17 protein-coding genes are annotated in these 20,523 nt (G+C 70.1%); 6 read left to right on the forward strand and 11 right to left on the reverse strand.

Annotated elements, in window-relative coordinates; translation table 11 throughout:
• Window positions 1-80: 80 nt before the first annotated feature.
• Window positions 81-1,451 (forward strand): hypothetical protein, encoded by a 1,371-nt coding sequence (locus PH203_RS24835; protein ID WP_289922700.1) that lies wholly within the window; start codon window positions 81-83, stop codon window positions 1,449-1,451.
• Window positions 1,452-1,598: 147 nt separating this feature from the next.
• Here the strand turns inward: PH203_RS24835 and PH203_RS24840 are convergent, their stop codons facing one another.
• Window positions 1,599-2,381, reverse strand: a complete 783-nt coding sequence (locus PH203_RS24840) for a serine protease (protein WP_289922701.1) — start codon at window positions 2,379-2,381, stop codon at window positions 1,599-1,601.
• 260 nt (window positions 2,382-2,641) lie between these two features.
• Between PH203_RS24840 and PH203_RS24845 the strand changes: the two genes are divergently transcribed.
• The gene (locus PH203_RS24845; protein ID WP_289922702.1) at window positions 2,642-3,220 is read left to right on the forward strand and encodes a YdeI/OmpD-associated family protein; all 579 of its coding nucleotides are present in this window, start codon (window positions 2,642-2,644) and stop codon (window positions 3,218-3,220) included.
• A 90-nt stretch (window positions 3,221-3,310) separates the two neighbouring features.
• Here PH203_RS24845 and PH203_RS24850 read toward each other — a convergent pair whose 3' ends face one another.
• Complete coding sequence (locus tag PH203_RS24850; RefSeq protein ID WP_289922704.1) at window positions 3,311-3,865, reverse strand: YceI family protein; 555 nt, start codon at window positions 3,863-3,865, stop codon at window positions 3,311-3,313.
• 149 nt (window positions 3,866-4,014) lie between these two features.
• On the opposite strand from PH203_RS24850, the gene PH203_RS24855 reads away from it, so the two are divergent.
• The 3 genes from PH203_RS24855 to PH203_RS24865 all read left to right on the forward strand — a co-directional run bounded on the left by PH203_RS24855 (window position 4,015) and on the right by PH203_RS24865 (window position 8,341).
• A complete protein-coding gene (locus PH203_RS24855) occupies window positions 4,015-6,351 on the forward strand; it encodes a polysaccharide lyase 8 family protein (RefSeq protein ID WP_289922705.1) in 2,337 nt (778 codons plus the stop codon).
• A gap of 154 nt (window positions 6,352-6,505) precedes the next feature.
• Window positions 6,506-8,089, forward strand: coding sequence for an acyl-CoA carboxylase subunit beta (locus PH203_RS24860; protein WP_289922706.1), 1,584 nt, complete (start codon window positions 6,506-6,508; stop codon window positions 8,087-8,089).
• 57 nt (window positions 8,090-8,146) lie between these two features.
• Window positions 8,147-8,341, forward strand: coding sequence for an acyl-CoA carboxylase subunit epsilon (locus PH203_RS24865; protein WP_289922707.1), 195 nt, complete (start codon window positions 8,147-8,149; stop codon window positions 8,339-8,341).
• A gap of 30 nt (window positions 8,342-8,371) precedes the next feature.
• Here PH203_RS24865 and PH203_RS24870 read toward each other — a convergent pair whose 3' ends face one another.
• From PH203_RS24870 to PH203_RS24910, 9 genes are all read right to left on the reverse strand, one after another.
• Window positions 8,372-9,031: a DUF6193 family natural product biosynthesis protein gene (locus PH203_RS24870; RefSeq protein ID WP_289922708.1), complete on the reverse strand. Its 660-nt coding sequence runs from the start codon at window positions 9,029-9,031 to the stop codon at window positions 8,372-8,374.
• 97 nt (window positions 9,032-9,128) lie between these two features.
• The gene (locus PH203_RS24875) at window positions 9,129-9,710 is read right to left on the reverse strand and encodes an ATP/GTP-binding protein (RefSeq protein ID WP_026248371.1); all 582 of its coding nucleotides are present in this window, start codon (window positions 9,708-9,710) and stop codon (window positions 9,129-9,131) included.
• The gene (locus tag PH203_RS24880) at window positions 9,691-10,278 is read right to left on the reverse strand and encodes a DUF742 domain-containing protein (RefSeq protein ID WP_289922709.1); all 588 of its coding nucleotides are present in this window, start codon (window positions 10,276-10,278) and stop codon (window positions 9,691-9,693) included. Before PH203_RS24880 ends, PH203_RS24875 begins: the two co-directional genes overlap by 20 nt.
• 97 nt (window positions 10,279-10,375) lie before the next feature.
• The gene (locus PH203_RS24885) at window positions 10,376-10,789 is read right to left on the reverse strand and encodes a roadblock/LC7 domain-containing protein (RefSeq protein ID WP_004983065.1); all 414 of its coding nucleotides are present in this window, start codon (window positions 10,787-10,789) and stop codon (window positions 10,376-10,378) included.
• 10 nt (window positions 10,790-10,799) lie between these two features.
• A complete protein-coding gene (locus PH203_RS24890) occupies window positions 10,800-14,102 on the reverse strand; it encodes a nitrate- and nitrite sensing domain-containing protein (protein ID WP_289922710.1) in 3,303 nt (1,100 codons plus the stop codon).
• Between the two features lie 379 nt (window positions 14,103-14,481).
• Complete coding sequence (locus PH203_RS24895) at window positions 14,482-15,057, reverse strand: ATP/GTP-binding protein (RefSeq protein WP_015657619.1); 576 nt, start codon at window positions 15,055-15,057, stop codon at window positions 14,482-14,484.
• Window positions 15,038-15,433, reverse strand: coding sequence for a DUF742 domain-containing protein (locus tag PH203_RS24900; protein ID WP_289922712.1), 396 nt, complete (start codon window positions 15,431-15,433; stop codon window positions 15,038-15,040). The genes PH203_RS24895 and PH203_RS24900 overlap by 20 nt, the downstream gene beginning before the upstream one ends.
• A 114-nt stretch (window positions 15,434-15,547) precedes the next feature.
• Window positions 15,548-15,961 (reverse strand): roadblock/LC7 domain-containing protein, encoded by a 414-nt coding sequence (locus PH203_RS24905; RefSeq protein WP_003973453.1) that lies wholly within the window; start codon window positions 15,959-15,961, stop codon window positions 15,548-15,550.
• Between the two features lie 9 nt (window positions 15,962-15,970).
• The gene (locus tag PH203_RS24910; protein WP_289922713.1) at window positions 15,971-19,702 is read right to left on the reverse strand and encodes a sensor histidine kinase; all 3,732 of its coding nucleotides are present in this window, start codon (window positions 19,700-19,702) and stop codon (window positions 15,971-15,973) included.
• Window positions 19,703-20,267: 565 nt separating this feature from the next.
• Here PH203_RS24910 and PH203_RS24915 point away from each other — a divergent pair.
• Entirely contained in the window at window positions 20,268-20,453 is a 186-nt protein-coding gene (locus PH203_RS24915; protein WP_289922714.1) for a hypothetical protein, read from the forward strand.
• The last annotated feature ends 70 nt before the right edge of the window (window positions 20,454-20,523 follow it).

Here is a 20,523-nt window from a genome sequence, read left to right on the forward strand (position 1 = left end):
TGTTTGTCGGCGACCGGCTGAGGCTTGTTCGTCGACAACCGGCCGAGGCTGTTTTGGGAGGCTTCGGGTAGCGTCGAAGTATGAAGTCCGTCCGACGGACCCGAAGCCTCCCAGGGTTGCTGGCGGCCCTGGTGGTGGCGGCCCTCACCTTCCTCTTGACGGCCCCCACGCCCGCCTCGGCGGCGACGAGCGTCTCGACGATCGCCGAAGCGCTGCGCGAGAGCCCGGTCTACGTCGACCCCGCAGCCTCCGGACAGCTGTCGTCCGGGGAGGCCGACGTACTGGCGAAGCAGATCAAGGACGCGGACAAGCCGCTCTTCGTGGCGGTCCTGCCGGCGGACTTCCCCAACACCGACACCCTTCTCCAGAACCTGCGCACGGCCACCGGTGTGACAGGCCTGTACGCCGTCCGCGTGGGCGACCGGTTCAACGCGGGCGCCGATGGGGCGGTGCTGCCGCGGGACGCCGTGCGCAACCTGGTGACGAGTGTCCAGGGGGAGACGGACGCCAAGACCCAGCTGGACGACTTCACCGACCGGGCGCTGGCGAACATGGGCGGCTCGGCCCCGGCCGGCTGGGATTCGTCCTCCGGCGGCGACGGCGTCCCCACGGCGGCGCTGATCACCACGGGTGCCGTGCTGGCGGCGGGCGGAGCGGGCGCGTACGCCCTGGTCCGCCGTAACCGCCGCCGCCACGAGGAGGAACAGCGGGCGGCGCTGGAGAAGTTGCGGGTGGTCGTCGACGAGGATATCACGGCGTTCGGCGAGGAACTCGACCGCCTGGACTTCCACCCCTCGGAACCCGGCGCGACCGACGCGATGCGCGAGGACTACGAGCACGCGCTCGACGCCTACGACCAGGCGAAACGCCTGATGGCCGGGGTGCGGAAACCGGAAGAGGTCAGGGCGGTCACCCAGGCCCTGGACGACGGCCGCTTCTCCCTCGCGAAACTGGCCGCCCGCCGGGAGTCCAGGCCCCTCCCCGAACGCCGTCCCCCGTGCTTCTTCGACCCCCGCCACGGCCCATCGGTGACCGACGCCACCTGGACACCCCCCTCCGGCGAACCCCGCGAGGTCCCGGTCTGCGCGGCGGACGCGACCCGTCTGTCGGACGGCAGGGACCCGGTCATGCGGGAGGTCGACACGGCCGACGGCCGCCGCCCCTACTGGGACGCGGGCCCGGCCTACGGCCCCTGGGCCGGCGGCTACTTCGGCGGCGGCATCCTCCCCGGCCTCCTCATCGGCACCATGCTCGGCAGCATGATGTCCGCCCCGGCCTACGCCGCCGACTACGGCTCCGGCTACGGCGACTTCGGCGGCGGAGGCTACGAGGGCGGCGACATCTCGGGCGCGGACTTCAACACCGACGACTTCAGCGGCGGCTTCGGCGGCGGCGACTTCGGTGGCGGCGGCGACTTCGGCGGGGGAGGGGACTTCGGAGGGGGTTTCTGACCCGGACGATCCCGGACGATCCCGGGCTCTGCCGGACCAGGGACGCGCTCCGCGAACACGAACACCCGGCTCCGCGAACACGAACACCCACGGGCCCGGCGCATCACACGCCGGGCCCGCGGAAGTTCGTACGGCAGAAGCCGCGCGTCAGAGAGACGCGGCCGCCGACGCTATCGCCGAGGCGAAGGTGGACACCTCGGTGTAGACGCCGGGCGCGTTCGCCCGGGCGCAGCCGATGCCCCAGCTCACGATGCCGACCTGGATCCACGCGTTGTTCGCGTCCCGGCGGAACATCGGACCGCCGGAGTCGCCCTGGCAGGTGTCGACCCCGCCGGACGCGTACCCGGCACAGATCTCCTCGCTCGCGATGAGCCCGCTGTACCCGCTGTACGACCGACACGTGGCGTCACTCACGAACGGCACGGTCGCCTTCAGCATGTACCGCTGCTGAGACCCGCCCTCGGTGGCCGCACCCCACCCGGCGACGGTGAACGTCCCGGTGTTGTACTGCGTGGTCGTGGCGATCTTCAGCGTCGGCAGATTGATCGGCTGGGCCAGCTTGATGAGCGCCCAGTCCTTGCCGTCCCCGTTGTAACCGGGAGCCCGGTACACATACGTCGACCGCACCTGAACCCGCCCGGAGGTCGACTGCAGGTCCACCACGCCGGCCGTGGCGGTGATGCTGGTGTTCGCGCCCGTCCCGCTCACACAGTGCGCGGCGGTGAGCACGATCTGCTGGGTGTACAGCGCTCCGCCGCACCCCATGGACAGCCGCACCATGAACGGGAACTCGCCCTGCGCGGCCCTGGTCCCACCGACGACGGGCGCGGGAGCCGCCTGCGCCGCCGACACGGGCTGAAGACTGGCGATCGCGAGCGCGGCCGCACCGACGGCCGCGCATCTCTTGAGTGCCGTGAGGAGTCTCTTCAACGTTCTGCCTTCCGTGGGGGGTGGATGCTGACGTGCCCATGCCAAGCCAAGAGCCGGGAACAGCAAAGGAAGGCCCATCGACTGACATGGGCAAGTCAAAACTGTTGAAGGATTATGAGAACGCCGCGAGAGCCCGAGCAAGGGGTGCGATTCAGCCACGTCCACGTTCGCGGTCCCGGCCACGGTCACTCCACGGCCCCGGCCTCGAGCCCGCCGGGTATAGGACAGAATCCGTCCTCTTTCCTTCCTACCGTGGCCCCATGACCAGCCCCGAGCCTTCGCCCCCGCACCCCCGCCCCCTCCCCTTCGAATCCGTCGCCCACCTCGACGCCTGGCTCGCCGACCACCCCGCCCCGCACCCCGGTCTGTGGGTCAAGGTCGCCAAGAAGGGCTCGGGCATCCCCTCGGTGACCTGGGAGGAGGTCAATGACGTCGCCCTGTGCCACGGGTGGATCACCGGTCAGCGCAAGGCGCTCGACGACGCGTACTTCCTGCAGCGCATCACCCCGCGCCGGCGCGGCAGCCTGTGGTCGATGGTGAACGTCCGCCGGGTCGCGGAGCTGATCGAGGAGGGCCGGATGCGGGAGGCCGGCCTCGTGGAGGTCGAGGCGGCGCGGGCGGACGGGCGGTGGACGGCGGCGTATCCGTCCCAGAAGGAGGCCGCGGTGCCGGAGGGCCTCGCCACCGCCCTGGAAGACAGCCCGCGGGCCAGGGCGGCCTTCGAGGCGCTCGGGAAGAGTGCCCGGTATCAGGTCATGCTCGGCGTGCTGCAGGCGCTCACCCCGGAGAGCCGAGCGGCTCAGGTTGCCGCGGCCGTCGCCAAGTTGGAGTCGGCGTGACGAAGGCGCCCGCACCACGAGCGCCCGCCCCCGACAACACGAGCGCCCGCCCCCAACAGCACGAGGGCGGGCACGCTCAGGCGGAAAACGTCACGCGTTCTTGATCGCCGAGATGTCGAAGTGGAGCTTGATCTTGTCGGAGACCAGCACGCCGCCCGTCTCCAGGGTCGCGTTCCAGGTCAGACCCCACTCGGAGCGCTTGATCTCCGCCTTGCCCTCGAAGCCGACGCGCTCGTTGCCGAACGGGTCCTTCGCGGCGCCGTTGAACTCGAGGTCGATGGTGAGGGGCTTGGTGGTGCCGAGGATCGTCAGGTCACCGGTGATGCGGTAGTCCTCGTCGCCCAGGGCCTCCGCTTTGGTGGAGCGGAAGGTCATCGTCGGGAACTCGTCGATCTTGAAGAAGTCCGCGCTCTTGAGGTGGCCGTCACGGTCCGCGGAACCGGTGTCGATGCTGTCCATCTTGACGTCGATGGAGGCCGTGGACGCGGACGGGTCGCCGCCGTCCAGGTGCAGCGAGCCGCTGAAGTCGAGGAACTTGCCCTTGACGTTCGTCACCATGGCGTGACGCACGGTGAAGCCGATCGCCGAGTGGGACGCGTCGATCGTGTAGTCGCCGGTCAGGGCGGTCAGGTCGGTGTTCGCCATGACGTGCTCCTTAGGAGTGGGTGAGTCGAGCGAGGAAGTTGAACGTTGAATTACCCAACACGGACGACGGTAGACCTATTCCATTCGATGTTCAACATCATCCGAGAAGTGTTGGCGTGATTACGCTGAGGTGGGTAGATGCCCAGGTCATGAGCCCCCACCACAGAGGCCCCCTGAGGTTCACCCGTCGGGCCGCCTTACTCACCGCGGCGCTCCTCACCACAGCGACCCCCGTCGCCCGCGCCGGCGCGCCCGACCCCTACGCCGCCCTGCGCCTGCGCTGGCTCGACCTCGCCCTCGGCACCGGCTACGACCCCACCGCCGAGCCCTACGCCGCCAGCCTCGCCGAGACCGGCACCCTCGCCCGCACCTTCCGTACGACGATGACCCCGACCCCCACCTCCCTCTGGCCCGGCCAGCCGTACGACCCCCCGTCCGGCATCACCCGGAGCTACGGCTGCCTGTGGACCATGACCCAGGCCTACCTCCAGCCCGGCACCGGCTCCACCGCCGACGAGACCCTCCTCACCGACATCCTCCGCGGCCTCGACCACCTCTCCGCGACGATCTACAACCCCGCCACCGCCCGCTACGGCAACTGGTGGGAGTGGCAGATCGGCAGCCCCCGCCTCCTCATGGACCTCACGGCCGCCCTCCACGACCACCTCACCGAGGACCGACTGGCCGCCGCCTGCGCCGCCGTCGACCACTTCATCCCGGACGCGATGCTCACGGACTACTCCGGCACCTCCACCGGCGCCAACCGCGTCGACCTGTGCCGCTCGGTCGCCCTCCGGGGCATCCTCGGGAAGGCCCCCGAAAAGATCGCCCTCGCCCGCGACGCCCTCTCACCCGTCTTCCCGTACGTCGTCCAGGGCGACGGCCTCCACGCCGACGGCTCCTTCGTCCAGCACACCTGGGTCGCCTACTCGGGCACGTACGGCCAGGTCCTTCTCGACGGCCTCGGCCGCCTCTTCACCCTCCTCGCCGGCTCCGAGTGGGAGGTGACCGACCCGAACCGCCAGATCGTCCTCGACAGCGTCGAGCACGCCTACGCCCCTCTGATCCACGACGGGTTGATGATGGACAGCGTCAACGGCCGTGCCGTCAGCCGGGGTCACCTCAAGAGCGACGACCGCCACGTCATGCGCAGCGACCACTTCCACGGCCAGGGCGTCATCGCCGCCGTCGCCCTCCTCGCGGGCGGGGCGAGCACGGCGGAACGGGAGCGCTGGTACGGCCGTGTCAAGGGCTGGATCGAACGGGACACGGTCGCACCGATCTTGACGGCCCGTCAGTTCGCGGTCGCCGACCTCGCGCGCCTCCACGCGGTCGCCGCCTCACCCGTCCCCGCCGCCCCCGACCCGGTCGGCCACCACCTCTTCGCCGCCATGGACCGCGCCGTCCACCGCCGCCCCGGCTTCGTCGCGAACATCGCCATGGCGAGCGACCGTATCGCGCACTACGAGTGCGGCAACGGCGAGAACCCGCGCGGCTGGCACACGGGCGCCGGAATGCTCTACTGGTGGGCCGAGGGCGACGGCGGCCGGGCCGACCAGTACACCGACTGGTACTGGCCCACCGTCGACTGGTACCGCCTCCCGGGCACGACCGTCTCCACCCTCCGCCTCCCCGACAAGGCCGGCGGCGAGTGGGGTGAGCCCAAGCCCGACGTCCGCTGGGCCGGCGGCACCACCGACGGCGAGTACGCGGCGGTCGGCCAGCACCTGAAGGGCCTCGGCTCGACCCTCCAGGCCCGCAAGTCATGGTTCTGCGTCGCGGACGCGGTGATCTGCCTGGGCGCCGGGATCAGCTGCACCGACGGGGTCCCGGTGGAGACGGTCGTCGACAACCGGAACCTGGGGGAGGGCGGCACACAGAGTCTCGTACGGGGCCGCGGCTGGGCCCACCTGGAGGGTCACGGCGGCTGGCTGGTCCCGTACGGCGAACTGCGCACCCTCCGCGAGGACCGCACCGGCGCCTGGTCCGACATCAACACCACCAGTACGACGGAGCGGGCCACGCGCCGCTGGCAGACCCTGTGGCTCGACCACGGCACCGACCCGACGGACGCGTCGTACGTCTACGTCCTGCTGCCGGGCGCGTCCCGCCGTACGGTCGTCGCCCGCGCCGCCGACCACCACTGGCTGTCGGTCCTCGCCAACGACAGCGCCCGCCAGGCCGTCCACGTCCCCTCCCTCGGCTTGACGGCGGCCAACTTCTGGCAGGCCGGTACGGCGGGCCCGCTCACCGCCTCCGCGGGGGCGAGCGTGCTGGTCCGCCGCCAGGGCCGCACGGCCACCCTCTGCGTGAGCGAGCCGCCGCGCACGGGAGAGCCGCTGGAGATCACCTGGGGCCACCCGGTGCGCGAGGTGCTCCGGTCCGACGACTCGATCGAGACCCTCTCCACGGGACGCCGTCTGCGCCTCCGCGTCACTCCGGGGATGGCATGTGCGAGCCATCGTTGTGAGGTGGCTCTCCTCTGACGCCTTTGTGTGACCCCTACAAGCGACATGCCCTCTGAGCAGTCGGAACGGCTGCATGCCGCCGAGGTTCTGTTCAGGGGTACCAGGAAAACGGGCCGGAGACTGTACGGAGTCGACGGCCCGCTTTCCTTGCCGTGCTTCGTAAGGTCGCTACATGACCGTTTTGGATGACGCGCCGGGTGAGCCGACGGACGCACGCGGGCGAGTGGCCGAGCTGCACGAGATCCGTGCGCAGGCACTGGCCGGCCCGAGCGAGAAGGCGACCGAGGCCCAGCACGCCAAGGGCAAGCTGACCGCCCGGGAGCGGATCGAGCTGCTCCTTGACGCGGGTTCCTTCCAGGAGGTCGAGCAGCTGCGCCGGCACCGCGCGGTCGGTTTCGGCCTGGAGGCCAAGAAGCCCTACACCGACGGTGTCATCACCGGCTGGGGCACGGTCGAGGGCCGCACGGTCTTCGTGTACGCCCATGACTTCCGGATCTTCGGTGGTGCGCTGGGTGAGGCTCATGCCACGAAGATCCACAAGATCATGGACATGGCGATCGCGGCCGGTGCGCCGCTGGTGTCGCTGAACGACGGTGCGGGTGCGCGTATCCAGGAGGGTGTCTCGGCGCTGGCCGGGTACGGCGGCATCTTCCAGCGCAACACCAAGGCGTCCGGGGTGATCCCGCAGATCTCGGTGATGCTCGGTCCGTGCGCGGGCGGTGCGGCCTACAGCCCCGCCCTGACCGACTTCGTGTTCATGGTCCGTGAGACCTCGCAGATGTTCATCACCGGCCCGGACGTGGTCAAGGCCGTCACGGGTGAGGAGATCTCGCAGAACGGCCTGGGCGGCGCGGACGTGCACGCCGAGACCTCCGGCGTCTGCCACTTCGCCTACGACGACGAGGAGACCTGCATCGCCGAGGTGCGCTACCTCCTCTCCCTCCTCCCGCAGAACAACCGCGAGAACCCGCCGCGCGTGGAGTCCACGGACGCGTCGGACCGCCGTAGCGACGTACTCCTCGACCTGGTCCCGGCGGACGGCAACCGTCCGTACGACATGACCAAGGTCATCGAGGAGATCGTCGACGACGGCGAGTACCTGGAGGTCCACGAGCGCTGGGCGCGCAACATCATCTGCGCGCTGGCCCGCCTCGACGGCCAGGTCGTCGGCATCGTCGCCAACCAGCCGCAGTCCCTCGCGGGCGTACTGGACATCGAGGCGAGCGAAAAAGCTGCGCGCTTTGTCCAGATGTGTGACGCTTTTAATATCCCGATCGTGACCTTCCTCGACGTCCCGGGCTTCCTCCCGGGCGTCGACCAGGAACACGGCGGAATCATCCGCCACGGCGCGAAGCTGCTCTACGCCTACTGCAACGCGACCGTGCCGCGGATTTCGCTGATCCTGCGCAAGGCGTACGGAGGTGCGTACATCGTCATGGACAGCCAGTCCATCGGCGCGGACCTCACCTACGCGTGGCCCACGAACGAGATCGCCGTGATGGGCGCCGAGGGTGCCGCCAACGTCATCTTCCGCCGTCAGATCGCCGAGGCGGAGGACCCCGAGGCGATGCGGGTTCGGATGGTCAAGGAGTACAAGGCCGAGCTCATGCACCCGTACTACGCGGCCGAACGCGGCCTGGTGGACGACGTGATCGACCCGGCACAGACCCGCGAGGTCCTCATCAAGTCCCTCGCGATGCTCCAGACCAAGCACGCCGACCTGCCCTCCCGCAAGCACGGCAACCCCCCGCAGTAACCCAGCGGACCCTCCGCGACACCCTCGCGGAAACCTCTCTCCCGGAGACTGAGACCCATGAACCTGCCCGACATCCGCGTCGAAAAGGGCCACGCCGGACCCGAGGAAGTCGCCGCCATCACGGCCATCCTCCTCGCCCGCGCCGCCGCCCAGCCCGCCACCACGGACCAGTCCCACCGAGGCCGCCCCAGGGCCGGCTGGCGCCGCCTGGAGCGCGAGGGCGGCTTCCGCGCCCCGCACAGCTGGCGCTGAGCCCTTCAAGGCGCTACAGCCCCGCTCTCCTCACCGGGAGGGCGGGGTTTGCGTTTCCCGGAACCAGCGCGCCGCGAGCTCCAGCGCCTCGTCGAGCGACGTGACCTCACGCCGGAGACCGGCGGGCAGCATGGTCACCCGATAGTGGTCCGGCGCGAAGGGCATGATCTTCGCGAGGCCGGATTCGAGGTCGAAGGGCCTGCGGCACAGCATCAGGCTCCCGTGGCTCATGTCCGGGTAGAACGCCCGCAGTTCGGGGTGGGCGTGGCCGGCCCTGAGCAACGGGCGGTCCCGCAGATGCCAGTCGCTGGCCAGGAGTTCGCGCCACTTGGCCGCCGCGGGCTCACCGTCCTCGAACCCCTGCGCCAGAGCGCTCCAGCTCATGAACGGGAACCGCTCGTGCAGCTCCCGAAGACGCGCTCCCCGGCGCCACAGGTCCACGACCGTCACCACCGCGCCGAGGTCGGTCGACCAGCCCTCCGAGCCGACGAAGAGGGTGTGGACCCACAGCCGTACCTGGAACTGCCCTTCCGCACGCGGGTGCACGCTCGCCCTGCCCCGCTCGGCGTCGATCTCGGCACCGGGGTCGTGCCCGGACACCGTTCGTATCACGCCTAGTTCGACGCCCTGCTCCCGCGCGATGCGCTCGATGTGCCGGACCAGCCCGGCTCCCTCGACGACCGCCGCCATGAACGTTCCCCCCTCGTGATGACCCGGCCGGACGGGAACGGCCCCTGTGCCTCCCGAGGGAGCCACAGGGGCCGTGTCGCGTTCTCGCGTCGCAGACCTACCGCAGCCGTGCCATCAGCGCGTGCTCGACCAGCGTGATCAGCGCGCTCTTCGCGTCCGCGCGGTGGCGGGCGTCCGTCGTGATGATCGGGGTGTCCGGGCCGATCTGGAGGGCCTCGCGCACCTCGTCCGGGTTGTACGGCTGGTTGCCGTCGAAGCCGTTGAGGGCGATGACGAAGGGGAGACCCGAGTTCTCGAAGTAGTCGACCGCGGGGAAGCAGTCGGCGAGACGGCGGGTGTCCACCAGGACGATCGCGCCGATCGCGCCGCGCACGAGGTCGTCCCACATGAACCAGAAGCGGTCCTGACCGGGCGTACCGAAGAGGTACAGGATCAGGTCCTGGTCCAGGGTGATACGGCCGAAGTCCATGGCGACCGTGGTGGTCGTCTTGTCTCCGGTGTGGGTGAGGTCGTCGATGCCCGCGGAAGCGGACGTCATCACGGCCTCGGTACGCAGCGGGTTGATCTCCGAGACGGCCCCGACGAACGTGGTCTTGCCCACGCCGAAGCCACCCGCCACCACGATCTTCGCCGAGGTGGTGGAGCGGGAAGGACCGCCGCTAGAGCTTGCGAAGTCCACTGAGCACCCTTTCGAGCAGTGTCACGTCTGGCTGGCCGCCGGCGTTCTCGTCGCCGCCCGGCTGATGGATGGCGACCAGGCCCGCCTCCGCCAAGTCGGCGACGAGGATCCTGGCCACGCCGAGAGGGATGGTCAGCAACGCCGATACCTCGGCTACCGACTTGATCTCCCGGCAGAGGTTGCAGATCCGCTGATGCTCGGGCAACTGGCCCTGCATCTGGTGCGGCTGCGCGGTGGTGTGCACCAGCGCCTCGATGGCGAGCTGGTAGCGCGGGCGCGTCCGTCCGCCGGTCATGGCGTACGGGCGCACCAAGGGGTTGTTCGACGCCCCTGCGGGCGCCGGCTCAGGGGCGCGTCGCTGCGGCTGCACCGGCTGGATGCGCGGTGCCGGCGGCTGGTCGTACGGCGACGGGCCGGGACCCTGGGGGCCCTGAGGCGTGTACGGCTGCCGCTGGCTGGGTGCGGAGGGGAAGTTGTAACGGTTCGGGTTCTGGGCACCGTCGTTCTGGCCCTGTCCGGGGCCGTACGACCAGTTGCCCGACGATGAACCGCCTGGGGGTGTTGCCACTTTCTCTCCTCCTCCGACTGTGCCGGGCGCCGCATCACTGTGGAGCCGCGTCCCGAAACCTTACGGCCCCGGGACGCCAAAACGCACCGTCTGTCTGTTAGTTGAGCAGGCTCCCTTGAAGCTCCGCACGCAGATCGGGCGTCAGGACCGTGCCGGCACGGTCCACCAGAAGGGCCATCTCGTACCCGATGAGGCCGATGTCCGCCTCCGGGTGGGCCAGCACCGCGAGCGAGGAACCGTCGGAGATGGACATGATGAACAGGAATCCCCGCTCCATCTCCACAACCGTCTGGTTCACGCTGCCGCCCTCGAAGATGCGCGAGGCGCCGGCGGTCAGCGAGGTCAGCCCGGAGGCGACGGCCGCAAGCTGATCGGCGCGGTCACGCGGAAAACCCTCGGACATCGCCAGAAGGAGTCCGTCGGCGGAGACCACCACCGTGTGAGACACCCCGGGGGTGTTGTCCACGAAGTTGGTGATCAACCAGTTCAGGTTCTGTGCCGCCTGGCTCATCGGGCTCACACTAACGCTCCTGGTTGTAGGTGCTGTCAGGACCACCGTGCTGATTCCTGGTGGCCTGGCCGTTCGTTTCACTTCCTGCGCTGCGACCCCGCTGGACACCGCGGCGCAGGTTGCTCAGCCTGCCTCGGACGTCCTCGGGAGCGCGGGAGACCTGTGGGCCCCCCTGGGGGGTGGTTTCGGCAGCGCCCTCGACCAGGTTGGCCTTGGGTACCCGCCGCGGCAGACCGGAGGAGGTGACCCCGCCCGCCTTGGGCTTGCGCAGCGCCGAAGCCTGCTGCCAGCGCTCGTCGTTGGCCGAACGCCAGTCGCCGTTGCCGTTGCCGTTGCTCTCCGGTCCGGAGGCCGCCGACGTCTGGCTCGAGTGCCGCGACTCGAACAGGCTGCCCGTGCCGGTGCTCGTGCCGTTCGCACCGGCCTTGCCGTTCGCCCCGCCCCCGGCGGAACCGCGGCGGGGGAGCCCCGCCTCGGTGAGGTCGTGGGCGGCCGACGAAGCCGGTTCCGGACGTTCGAAGCCTACGCGGTCCCGCTCACTCACGTCAGCGGCCTGCGCGGATTCCGCTTCGGGAGCGTACTGGTCCGAGTAGCCGTTCTGGTAGGTCTCCTGCTGCGGCCAGTCGTCCTGGTAGCGCCGTTCCTCGAAGGCCGGGAAGGACTCCGGGGCGGCGGCGTGGACGGCCGCGGGCTCCTCCTGCGCCGGCTCCGCATACGCGGGCTCGGGGTAACCGCCGTTCGGCGCGAAGGTGTCGTTCTGCGGCGTCGAGCCGTTCGGCGCGAAGTACTGCTCGTCGTACGACGCCTGCTGGGGCTCCTCGTACGCGGCGGGCTGCGGCTCGGCGTACGCCGACTGCTGCTGCTCCGCGTAGCCCTGGGGCTGCTGGAAGCCGCCGTTGCCGTTCTCGTAGGCGGCCTGGCGGGCGTCGAACTCCTCGCCGTACGAGGCGTTGGAGGCGGCCTCCAGGGACGGCTGGCCGGTCTGGGCCTCCAGGGCCGCGCGGCGCTCCTCACGCATGAGGGAGCGGCCCACGGGGTCCAGTTCGCGGATGTCGTCCGGGACCTCGGAGTAGCGGCTGTCGTCGAAGCCGAGCTCGGCGGCCGTACGCATCGGCAGACCGGTGTTGAAGTCCTCACCCTGGAAGCTCTGCTCCGGGATGATCTGCGAGACGGTGAACTCGTCGACGGGAGACTGCTGCTCGCCGCCACCACCACCGTGGGTGATCGCGTCCGGCAGCATGACCAGCGAGGTCGTACCGGCCTGCTCGCCCGAGGGGCGGAGCTGGACGCGGATGCCGTGCCGGTCGGACAGCCGGCCGACCACGAACAGACCCATGCGCTGCGAGATCGCGGCGTCCACGGTCGGCGGGTTGGCCAGCTTGTGGTTGATGTCCGCGAAGTCCTCGGCGGTCAGGCCGATGCCCTTGTCGTGGATCTCGATCATCACGCGGCCGTCGGGGAGACGGGTCGCGGTCACGCGGACCTTGGTCTGGGGCGAGGAGAACGTCGTGGCGTTCTCCAGGAGCTCGGCCAGCAGGTGCACGAGGTCGGTCACGGCGCGGCCGTGGATCTCGGCCTCCGGGACGCCCTGCAGCTCGATGCGCTCGTACTGCTCCACCTCGGAGGAGGCGGCCCGCAGCACGTCGACCAGCGGGACCGGCTGGTCCCAGCGGCGGCCGGGCTCCTCGCCGGCGAGGACGAGGAGGTTCTCGCCGTTGCGGCGCATACGGGTCGCGAGGTGGTCCAGGCGGAAGAGGTTCTCCAGCTGGTCCGGGTCGGCCTCGTTGTTCTCCAGGTCGGTGATCAGGGTCAGCTGGCCCTCGATCAGCGACTGGTTGCGGCGCGAGAGGTTGGTGAAGATCGCGTTGATGTTGCCCCGCAGCAGGGCCTGCTCGGCGGCGAGCCGGACGGCCTCGCGGTGGACCTGGTCGAAGGCGCGGGCGACCTCGCCGATCTCGTCGGTGGAGTTGATCGGGATCGGCGCGACCCGGGTGTCGACCCGGCCCGGGTCGGTACGGGAGAGCTGGTCGACCAGCATCGGCAGGCGCTGCTCGGCGATGCCGAACGCGGCGTTGCGCAGCTGGCGCATCGAGCGGGACATCTGGCGGGCGACCGCACCGGCCAGGATGAAGGCGAGGAGCAGGGCGACCACGACGGCGGCACCCACGATGAACGCGTCACGCTTGGCGTCGTCGGAGATGGTGGAGGCCTCGGCCACCGCCTTGTCGGTCATGTCGGACTCGATGGTCCGGTAGACCTTGTACTTGAGCGTGTTGAACGCCCACCAGTTCTTCGCGGTGACGCCCTTGGTGGCGAGCGCCTCCCGCTCGGACTCGTCGGTGGAGTTCAGCGAGGCGACGTACCTGACGAACGTGGCCGTGTCGGACGGCGCCGGCACGTACTTGGGGTCCTGCTTCGCGGTCTCCTCGGCCAGCGCCTTGCCGTCCGCCTGAGCCTGCTTCTGCAGGGTGTCGAGCTTCTGGGCGTCGGCCTCGGTGCCACCACCGATGTACTCCTCGATGGCGATGCCCTCGAGATAGGCGTACGAGGTGAGCGCGGTGCGCTGGGCGGCCAGATCGCCGGCCTCGGGGCCCGGCTTGATCAGCAGGTGCATACCGATGGAGCGCTCGAGCGACAGCGAGGCCTTGGTCAGCGCGATGGCGTAGACGGTACGGCCGTAGCTGGTGATGTTGCCGGTGCCGAGACCGAGCTCGTTGGCGAACTCCATCAGGGGGTGCGCGACCTGGACGTAACCCTCTTCGGTCTGCACGCCGGTGCGCTTGGAGGTGTACGCCGTCGTGCGCAGCGTCTGCAGGTCGGGCTCGACCTCGCGGAACAGCTGGAGGCGGCGCTGCAGACCCGCCTTCTGCGGCATGTTCTGCGCGGCCTCGTCGAAGGCGTCGGCGGCGGTGTCGGTGGCCTTGCGCGCGGCGACGACCGTCTTGTCGTCCTCGCCCAGGCCCGACAGCAGCGGGGCGGCGGTGACGTCACGCTCGTTGTAGAGGGCGTCGCCGTAGGTCAGGGCGGCCCGGACCAGACGTGCGGTCTTCTCGGCGTCCTCGGCCTGCTGCCAGGTGTCGATCGAGCTCTTCACCTGGAAGCCGCCCATGACGAGGCCGACCAGCACGGGTATGAGCAGGATCGCGTTCAGCCTGGTCGGCACGCGCCAGTTGCGCGGGGAGAGACGGCTGCCGCTCGGAGCGGGCGTGGCCGTCGGATCCGAACCGGGCACAGGGGCGGGCGCCGCACCGCGCGGCGGCGGGGTGAAGTTGCCCCGGGCCGACGGCTCGGGACCGTTCTTGCTTCGCCTCACTCGACCAACAACCTCTCGGCGGGGTCGGCACCAACGTTGTGCCGCAGTCTCTCAGAGCCCAGTGCGCCATCGACTAGTGAGTACGTCTTTGACTATTGGGCAGTTCAGGCATTCCAGCATGTCGGACTACCGTCGTCCAAACATGGGAGGCCGGGGATTCGATGTGATGTAAGCCCCAGATAAAACGGTCATAAAGAGCGAGCCCCGTCAAAAGACGGGGCCTTTGTGCGCGCAGTGAGACCGGTTGGCAACGACGCGTGGCCGTATCACCCGATTCCTCTGCCGAAACGTTATGAACACCGGGGCCGACCGTGTCAAAGGACACAGCCGGCTCCGGGGCGCCTACGACAACTTCCGTACGGCACGGACGACTTGGGTGCTACCGCAGCCGTGCCATGAGTGCGTGCTCGACCAGCGTGATCAGCGCGCTCTTCGCATCCGAGCGATGCCGGGCGTCCGTCGTGATGATCGGGGTGTCCGGACCGATCTGCAGCGCCTCGCGCACCTCTTCAGGGGCGTAGGGCTGGTGCCCGTCGAAGCCGTTGAGGGCGACGACGAAGGGCAGTCCGCTGTTCTCGAAGTAGTCGACCGCGGGGAAACAGTCGGCCAGGCGGCGGGTGTCCACCAGGACCACCGCACCGATCGCGCCGCGCACCAGGTCGTCCCACATGAACCAGAAGCGGTCCTGGCCCGGCGTACCGAAGAGGTACAGGATCAGGTCCTGGTCCAGCGTGATACGGCCGAAGTCCATGGCCACCGTGGTGGTCGTCTTGTCCCCGGTGTGGGTGAGGTCGTCGATGCCCGCCGACGCGGACGTCATCACGGCCTCGGTGCGCAGCGGGTTGATCTCGGAGACGGCGCCCACGAACGTGGTCTTGCCGACGCCGAAGCCGCCGGCCACCACGATCTTCGCGGAGGTGGTCGCCCGGCCTCCGTCAGAGCTTGCGAAGTCCACTGAGCACCCTTTCGAGCAGTGTCACGTCCGGAGCGCCGGTGCTCTCGTCGCCGCCCGGCTGGTGGATGGCGACGAGTCCTGCCTCGGCGAGGTCCGCGACGAGGATGCGGGCCACACCGAGCGGCATGGACAGCAGCGCCGAGACCTCGGCCACCGACTTGACCTCGCGGCACAGGTGGCAGATGCGCTGGTGCTCCGGGAGCAGCCCCATGAGCGCTGCCGGGTCGGCCGTCGTGCTGATCAGGGCCTCTATGGCGAGCTGGTAGCGCGGCCGGGTCCGGCCGCCGGTCATCGCGTACGGACGTACCAGCGGCTGGTCGCCCTCATCCTCGTACGGCTCCGCGTACGGATCATGAGAGGCGGTGGGCGGGGTCATGAATCCTCCGGGCGGGACAGCAAATCGGTCTCAAGTCGGGCCGTCAGATGTGGCCGATGGGGGGATTGTGGCGGCCGGACGGTGATTTGGTGAGGCGGGTGGATCCGGGGTCGGTCAGTGAAGCAGACTGCCTTGTAGTTCGGCGCGGAGGTCGGGTGTGAGCACCGCCCCTGCGCGGTCGACGAGCAGTGCCATCTCGTAGCCCACGAGGCCGATGTCGCACTCAGGGTGCGCAAGTACGGCGAGCGACGAGCCGTCCGAGACGGACATGAGGAAGAGAAAACCCCTCTCCATCTCGACGACCGTCTGTGCCACGTTGCCGCCCTCGAAGATCCGGGAGGCCCCGGCCGTCAGCGAGGTGAGACCGGACGCGACGGCCGCCAGCTGGTCGGCACGGTCGCGGGGGAAGCCCTCGGACATCGCCAGCAGCAGACCGTCGGCGGACACGACGACGGTGTGGGACACCCCTGGGGTGTTGTCCACGAAGTTGGTGATCAACCAGTTGAGGTTCTGTGCCGCCTGGCTCATCTGGCTCAACTAACGCTCCTGCTGGTGAGTGGGGCTCGGGAAGCTGCCCGTCTGGCCGTTGCCGGCCTGACGACCTTGCGCGATACCCCGACGGAGATTGGTCAGCCGGCCGCGTACGTCATCAGGCGCACGGGAGACCGCCGGACCGGATTGGTGCTGTTGCTGCTGAGCCGTGCCCGGGACGAGGTTCGCCCGCGGTACCCGGCGCGGCAGACCGGAGGTGGTGACACCGCCCGCGGCCGGCTGCCGTACGCGCTCCGCCTGCCGAACGAGGTCGTCGTTCGGCGAGCTGCGCCAGGCTGCGTTGGCTGCGGGACGTTGCGGGGGAGCTGCTGGAACCGCGGGAGCCTGCTGGGGCTGCTGCGGGGCCTGGCCGTCCGCCTGCTGTCCCTGCTGACCGTGGAACCAGTTGGTCTCCAGCGTGTCGTACAGCGGCGTACGTCCGTCGCCCGCGCCGGGCGCCGGAGGCAGTGCCTCGGGCTCCTGGCGGGCGGGCCGCTGCGGACGCTGCGGGACCGGGGGACGCGGGGTGCCGAAGTCGGCCGGACCGCGCCCGCCGCCCGTCTGCGGCCGCTCGAACTGGCCGGTGTTCTGCGGGGCCTGGCGGCCGGGCAGGGAGTGCTGGCCGGTGGAGCTGCTGTCGTACGGCTGCGGCGGAGCCGGGAACTGCCCGGTGGAGCCGTTGTCGTAGGCCTGCGGAGCCGGGAACTGGCCCGTGGTGGACGGGTTGTCGCGGCCCGCGGTGCCGAAGACGTCGGGGCGGACGAACTGACCAGGGTCCTGGGCGGGGTTCACGCCGGGCCGGGCGAACTGCCCGGTGTCCTGTGCGGTGCCCGGCCGGGCGAACTGGCCCGTGTTCTGCGGCGCGTCGAAGTCGGGGCGCGGGAACTCCGGTACGGCGCCGGGCCCCTGAGGACCGCCGGCCCGCGGGATCGCCGTCATCTCCGTGGTCGCGCCCGGTCCCTGCCGGTCGTCGATCCGCGGCATACGGGAGGTCTGCGAGGGGTCCTCGTCGTGGCCGCGCGGGGTGTCAAGGGAGGTGTGCGAGATCTGCGGCTGCGCGTTCTCGTCGCTCCAACTGGGCGTACGGGGCTGCTGGTTGCCGCCGGGCAGCTCGGCCCGCGGACCGCCGCGGCCACCGAGCAGCCGCCCACGGCGACCGCCCTGCTCATTGCCCGAGCCGCCCTGAGCGGGCTGCTGCGGCGGAACCGGACCGCGCGTGCCGCCGAAGGCGTCCTGCGGCGCTGCGGTACCGGCGGCCTGCAGACCCTGCGGGGCACCCGGAGCCTGGCCGCCGAAGCCGGCGCCCGCACCGGCCGGGGCGGGCCGGCCCTGCGGAGCCTGGGGCCCACGCGCACCGCCGGGCGCACCCGGACGGCCACCGTTGCCCGTGCCCGGGAGTGCGGCCCGCGGACCCTGACCGGCGGCGAGCCGACCACCGGCCTGCGGACCGGCGCCGAGGGCACCGCCGCCACCGGCGGGAGCACCGGCCCCGAGGGGACCGCCGCCCTGGCCGTTGCCCCGACGGGCCGCGGCCACACCGGCGGCCGCCTGCGCGGCGGACGGGGCGCCGCCACCGGCACCCTGACCGGGCTTCGGCTGCGGCTTCTTGCCGCCCTGGGCGACATCGACGGGCAGCATGACCAGCGCGGTCGTACCACCGGAGTCGGACGGGCGGAGCTGGATGCGGATGCCGTGGCGCTGGGACAGCCGGCCGACCACGAACAGACCCATGCGGCGCGAGACCGAGACGTCCACGGTGGGCGGCGAGGCGAGCCGCTCGTTGATCGCCGCGAGGTCCTCGGGGGAGAGGCCGATGCCGGTGTCGTGGATCTCGATCAGGACACGGCCGTCGGGCAGCGCGTGACCGGTGACCTTGACCTTGGTCTGCGGCGAGGAGAACGAGGTCGCGTTCTCCAGCAGCTCGGCGAGGAGGTGCACGAGGTCGTTGACGACTCGGCCGGCGACCTCGGTGGTCGGCACGGCGGCCAGCTCGATGCGCTCGTACTGCTCCACCTCGGAGGCCGCGGCGCGGAGCACGTCGACCAGCGGGACCGGGCGGGTCCAGCGGCGGCCGGGCTCTTCACCGGCGAGGACCAGGAGGTTTTCGCCGTTCCGGCGCATACGGGTCGCGAGGTGGTCCAGCTTGAACAGCGAGGACAGCTGGTCCGGGTCGGCCTCACGGGACTCCAGCTCGGAGATGAGCGAGAGCTGACGCTGGATAAGACCCTGGGAGCGGCGCGAGAGGTTGGTGAACATCGCGTTGACGTTGCCCCGCAGAAGGGCCTGCTCGGCGGCGAGGCGGACCGCCTCGCGGTGCACGTCGTCGAAGGCCGCGGCCACCTTGCCGATCTCGTCGCGGGAGTGCACACCGACCGACTCCACGGACGTGTCGACGTCCTGCGGGTCGGACTCGGACAGCTGCTTGACCAGCTCGGGCAGCCGGTCGGAGGCGACCTTGGTGGCGGTCTCCTCCAGACGGCGCAGCGAGCGGATCATGGAGCGGGCCACGACGAAGGCGCCGACGAGCGAGATACCGAGCACGAGCAGGATCAGCGCACCGGAGATGATGGCTTCCTGCTCCGACTCGTTGCGCAGCTCGCGGGCCTTCTGCTCCATCTGGTCGAGCAGCGTGAGCTCGATCTTGCTCATCTGGTCGATCTTGGTGGAGCTGTCGTCCACCCAGTCCTGGTACGACCGCTTGTCCAGGTTCTCCAGGCCGTTCTGGGAGCTCAGGGCGCGGCTGGCGTAGGTGTCGGTCGACTGGATGGTCGCGTTCTGGTCGCCGATGGGCTCCAGGAGCTCGACGGCCGCCGTCTCGCCGTAGATGGACTGGAAGCTCTTGAGCTCGGACTCCTCGCTGCTGAGCGCCGACTGCGCGTACAGCCGGTCGTTCTCGGAGAGGTCGCCGAACTGCGTCTTGTTCGCGGGCAGGGCCGCGGCCAGGACGGCACGCTGGACGGACGCGTACTCCTTGGCGGCGGAGAAGGCCGCCAGGGAACGCGTCCGCTGGATCATGTCGGGGTTGCTGGTCGCCTGCGCCATGTCCTGCGAGAGGTCGAGCAGCTGCTCGATCAGGCGGTGGTAGGCCTCCACCGTCTGGGTGGAGTTGCCCTTGGTCGAGTAGGCGCCGTTGCGGATCGACTCGATGGTGCGCAGGTTGGTGACCAGGTTCACCACGTTGTCGCGGACGCCCTCGAGGCTGCCGCCCTCGGTGTCGATCTCCTCCGAGGAGTCGACGAAGTCCTCGCGGGCGCGGTCGGTCTTGTCGCGCAGACCCTTGATCGTGTAGTCGCTCGCGCTGGAGCCGTGCGCCATCGGGCCGGCCGACTGGTCGCGCTCGTTCTGGAGCGCCTCGGCCAGGGCGGTGGCCTGCTTGGTCATGTCCGTCAGCAGCTTCATGTTCTCGAGCTGCTGGATGTCGTCCAGGTTGTCGCTGATGCGCAGCGCGCCCAGCGAGGTGGCCGCGACCACGGGCAGCGCGAGCAGCGAGACCAGACGCGTGGAGATACGCCAGTTGCGCAGCGCTATTCGCGAGCCGGGACCGCTCGGGCCCTTCGGCGGCTTCAACGGCGGGGCGGCCGGCCCGGAGGACGGCGCACCGGGGCGCTCGCCCCCGTTGCCGGACGCGGCCGGGTTCTGGGCGTGCTGGGGCGCGGAGCTGCCTTTCATGGGGCCAGTCCCGCCGTGCGGCTCCGGCTCCGCCGAAGCGCTGCCATCCCTCTTGAAACGTCCCTGCACTAGCGTCGCAACCTCTGGACCAGGCACCCCTCCGCGTGAACGGAAGGACACGGTGTCGGCGTACTGGGGGGCGCCCTGAATTACGCCCCCCATGGTCGTGAGTGACCGGCGCTGGTTCCCCCTATCTCGCCGCCACTCGGCGCGCGGTGCGCCCCCTGTGCGCCGGCTCGATCCTGCGGCGGTCCGTGAGATTCCAGCACAGTGCAGGATCTCCAACAAGGGCCGTAGGCCGAGCCGTGACCTAGGTGACAGCACGTGAGTGAAGGGTTACCGGACGTAGAAAGTGATCTCACCCATAACGGACTTATGTCAACGGATCGCTGCGATGCGAGGGGTGTCCCAGTCGCCATGATCAGGAGCGGAATGATGGCTTCAGGGGGTCAATGTCCGTTTCGTTGGGGTGAGTTGCGAGCCCGGATTGACCGGTTTGCCCCTGAGGTGGTGAGCAAACTCACACGCGGATCAAGGGGTCTTCCCGGCTTCCTGAGGGAATTGCATGTTTAGCCTGACGCTTTACAACACGTAGGAAACTGCCAACTCACTCACGACGGGGCCCAGTACAACCGTGAAGACGACGATGATGTTCCGCAACATGGCCAACCCGCGGCGCACGACGCTGGCGCACCTCGAGGACGCCGACGACCTGCAGACCCCGGAGCTCCCGGAGCACTCCGCCGACCTCCCGGCCCAGACCGCCAACCCGCGCCGCACGGTCCTCATGGACGTTCCGGTCACCGCCGCCGCCGAGTAGATCACGGCCGTACGACCCGGGGCACCCGCGTAATACGCGAGGTGCCCGCCCCTTGCCGCGTTAGCCTGGA

Source organism: Streptomyces sp. S.PB5 (assembly GCF_030403745.1).
In the GTDB taxonomy this organism is placed as follows: domain Bacteria; phylum Actinomycetota; class Actinomycetes; order Streptomycetales; family Streptomycetaceae; genus Streptomyces.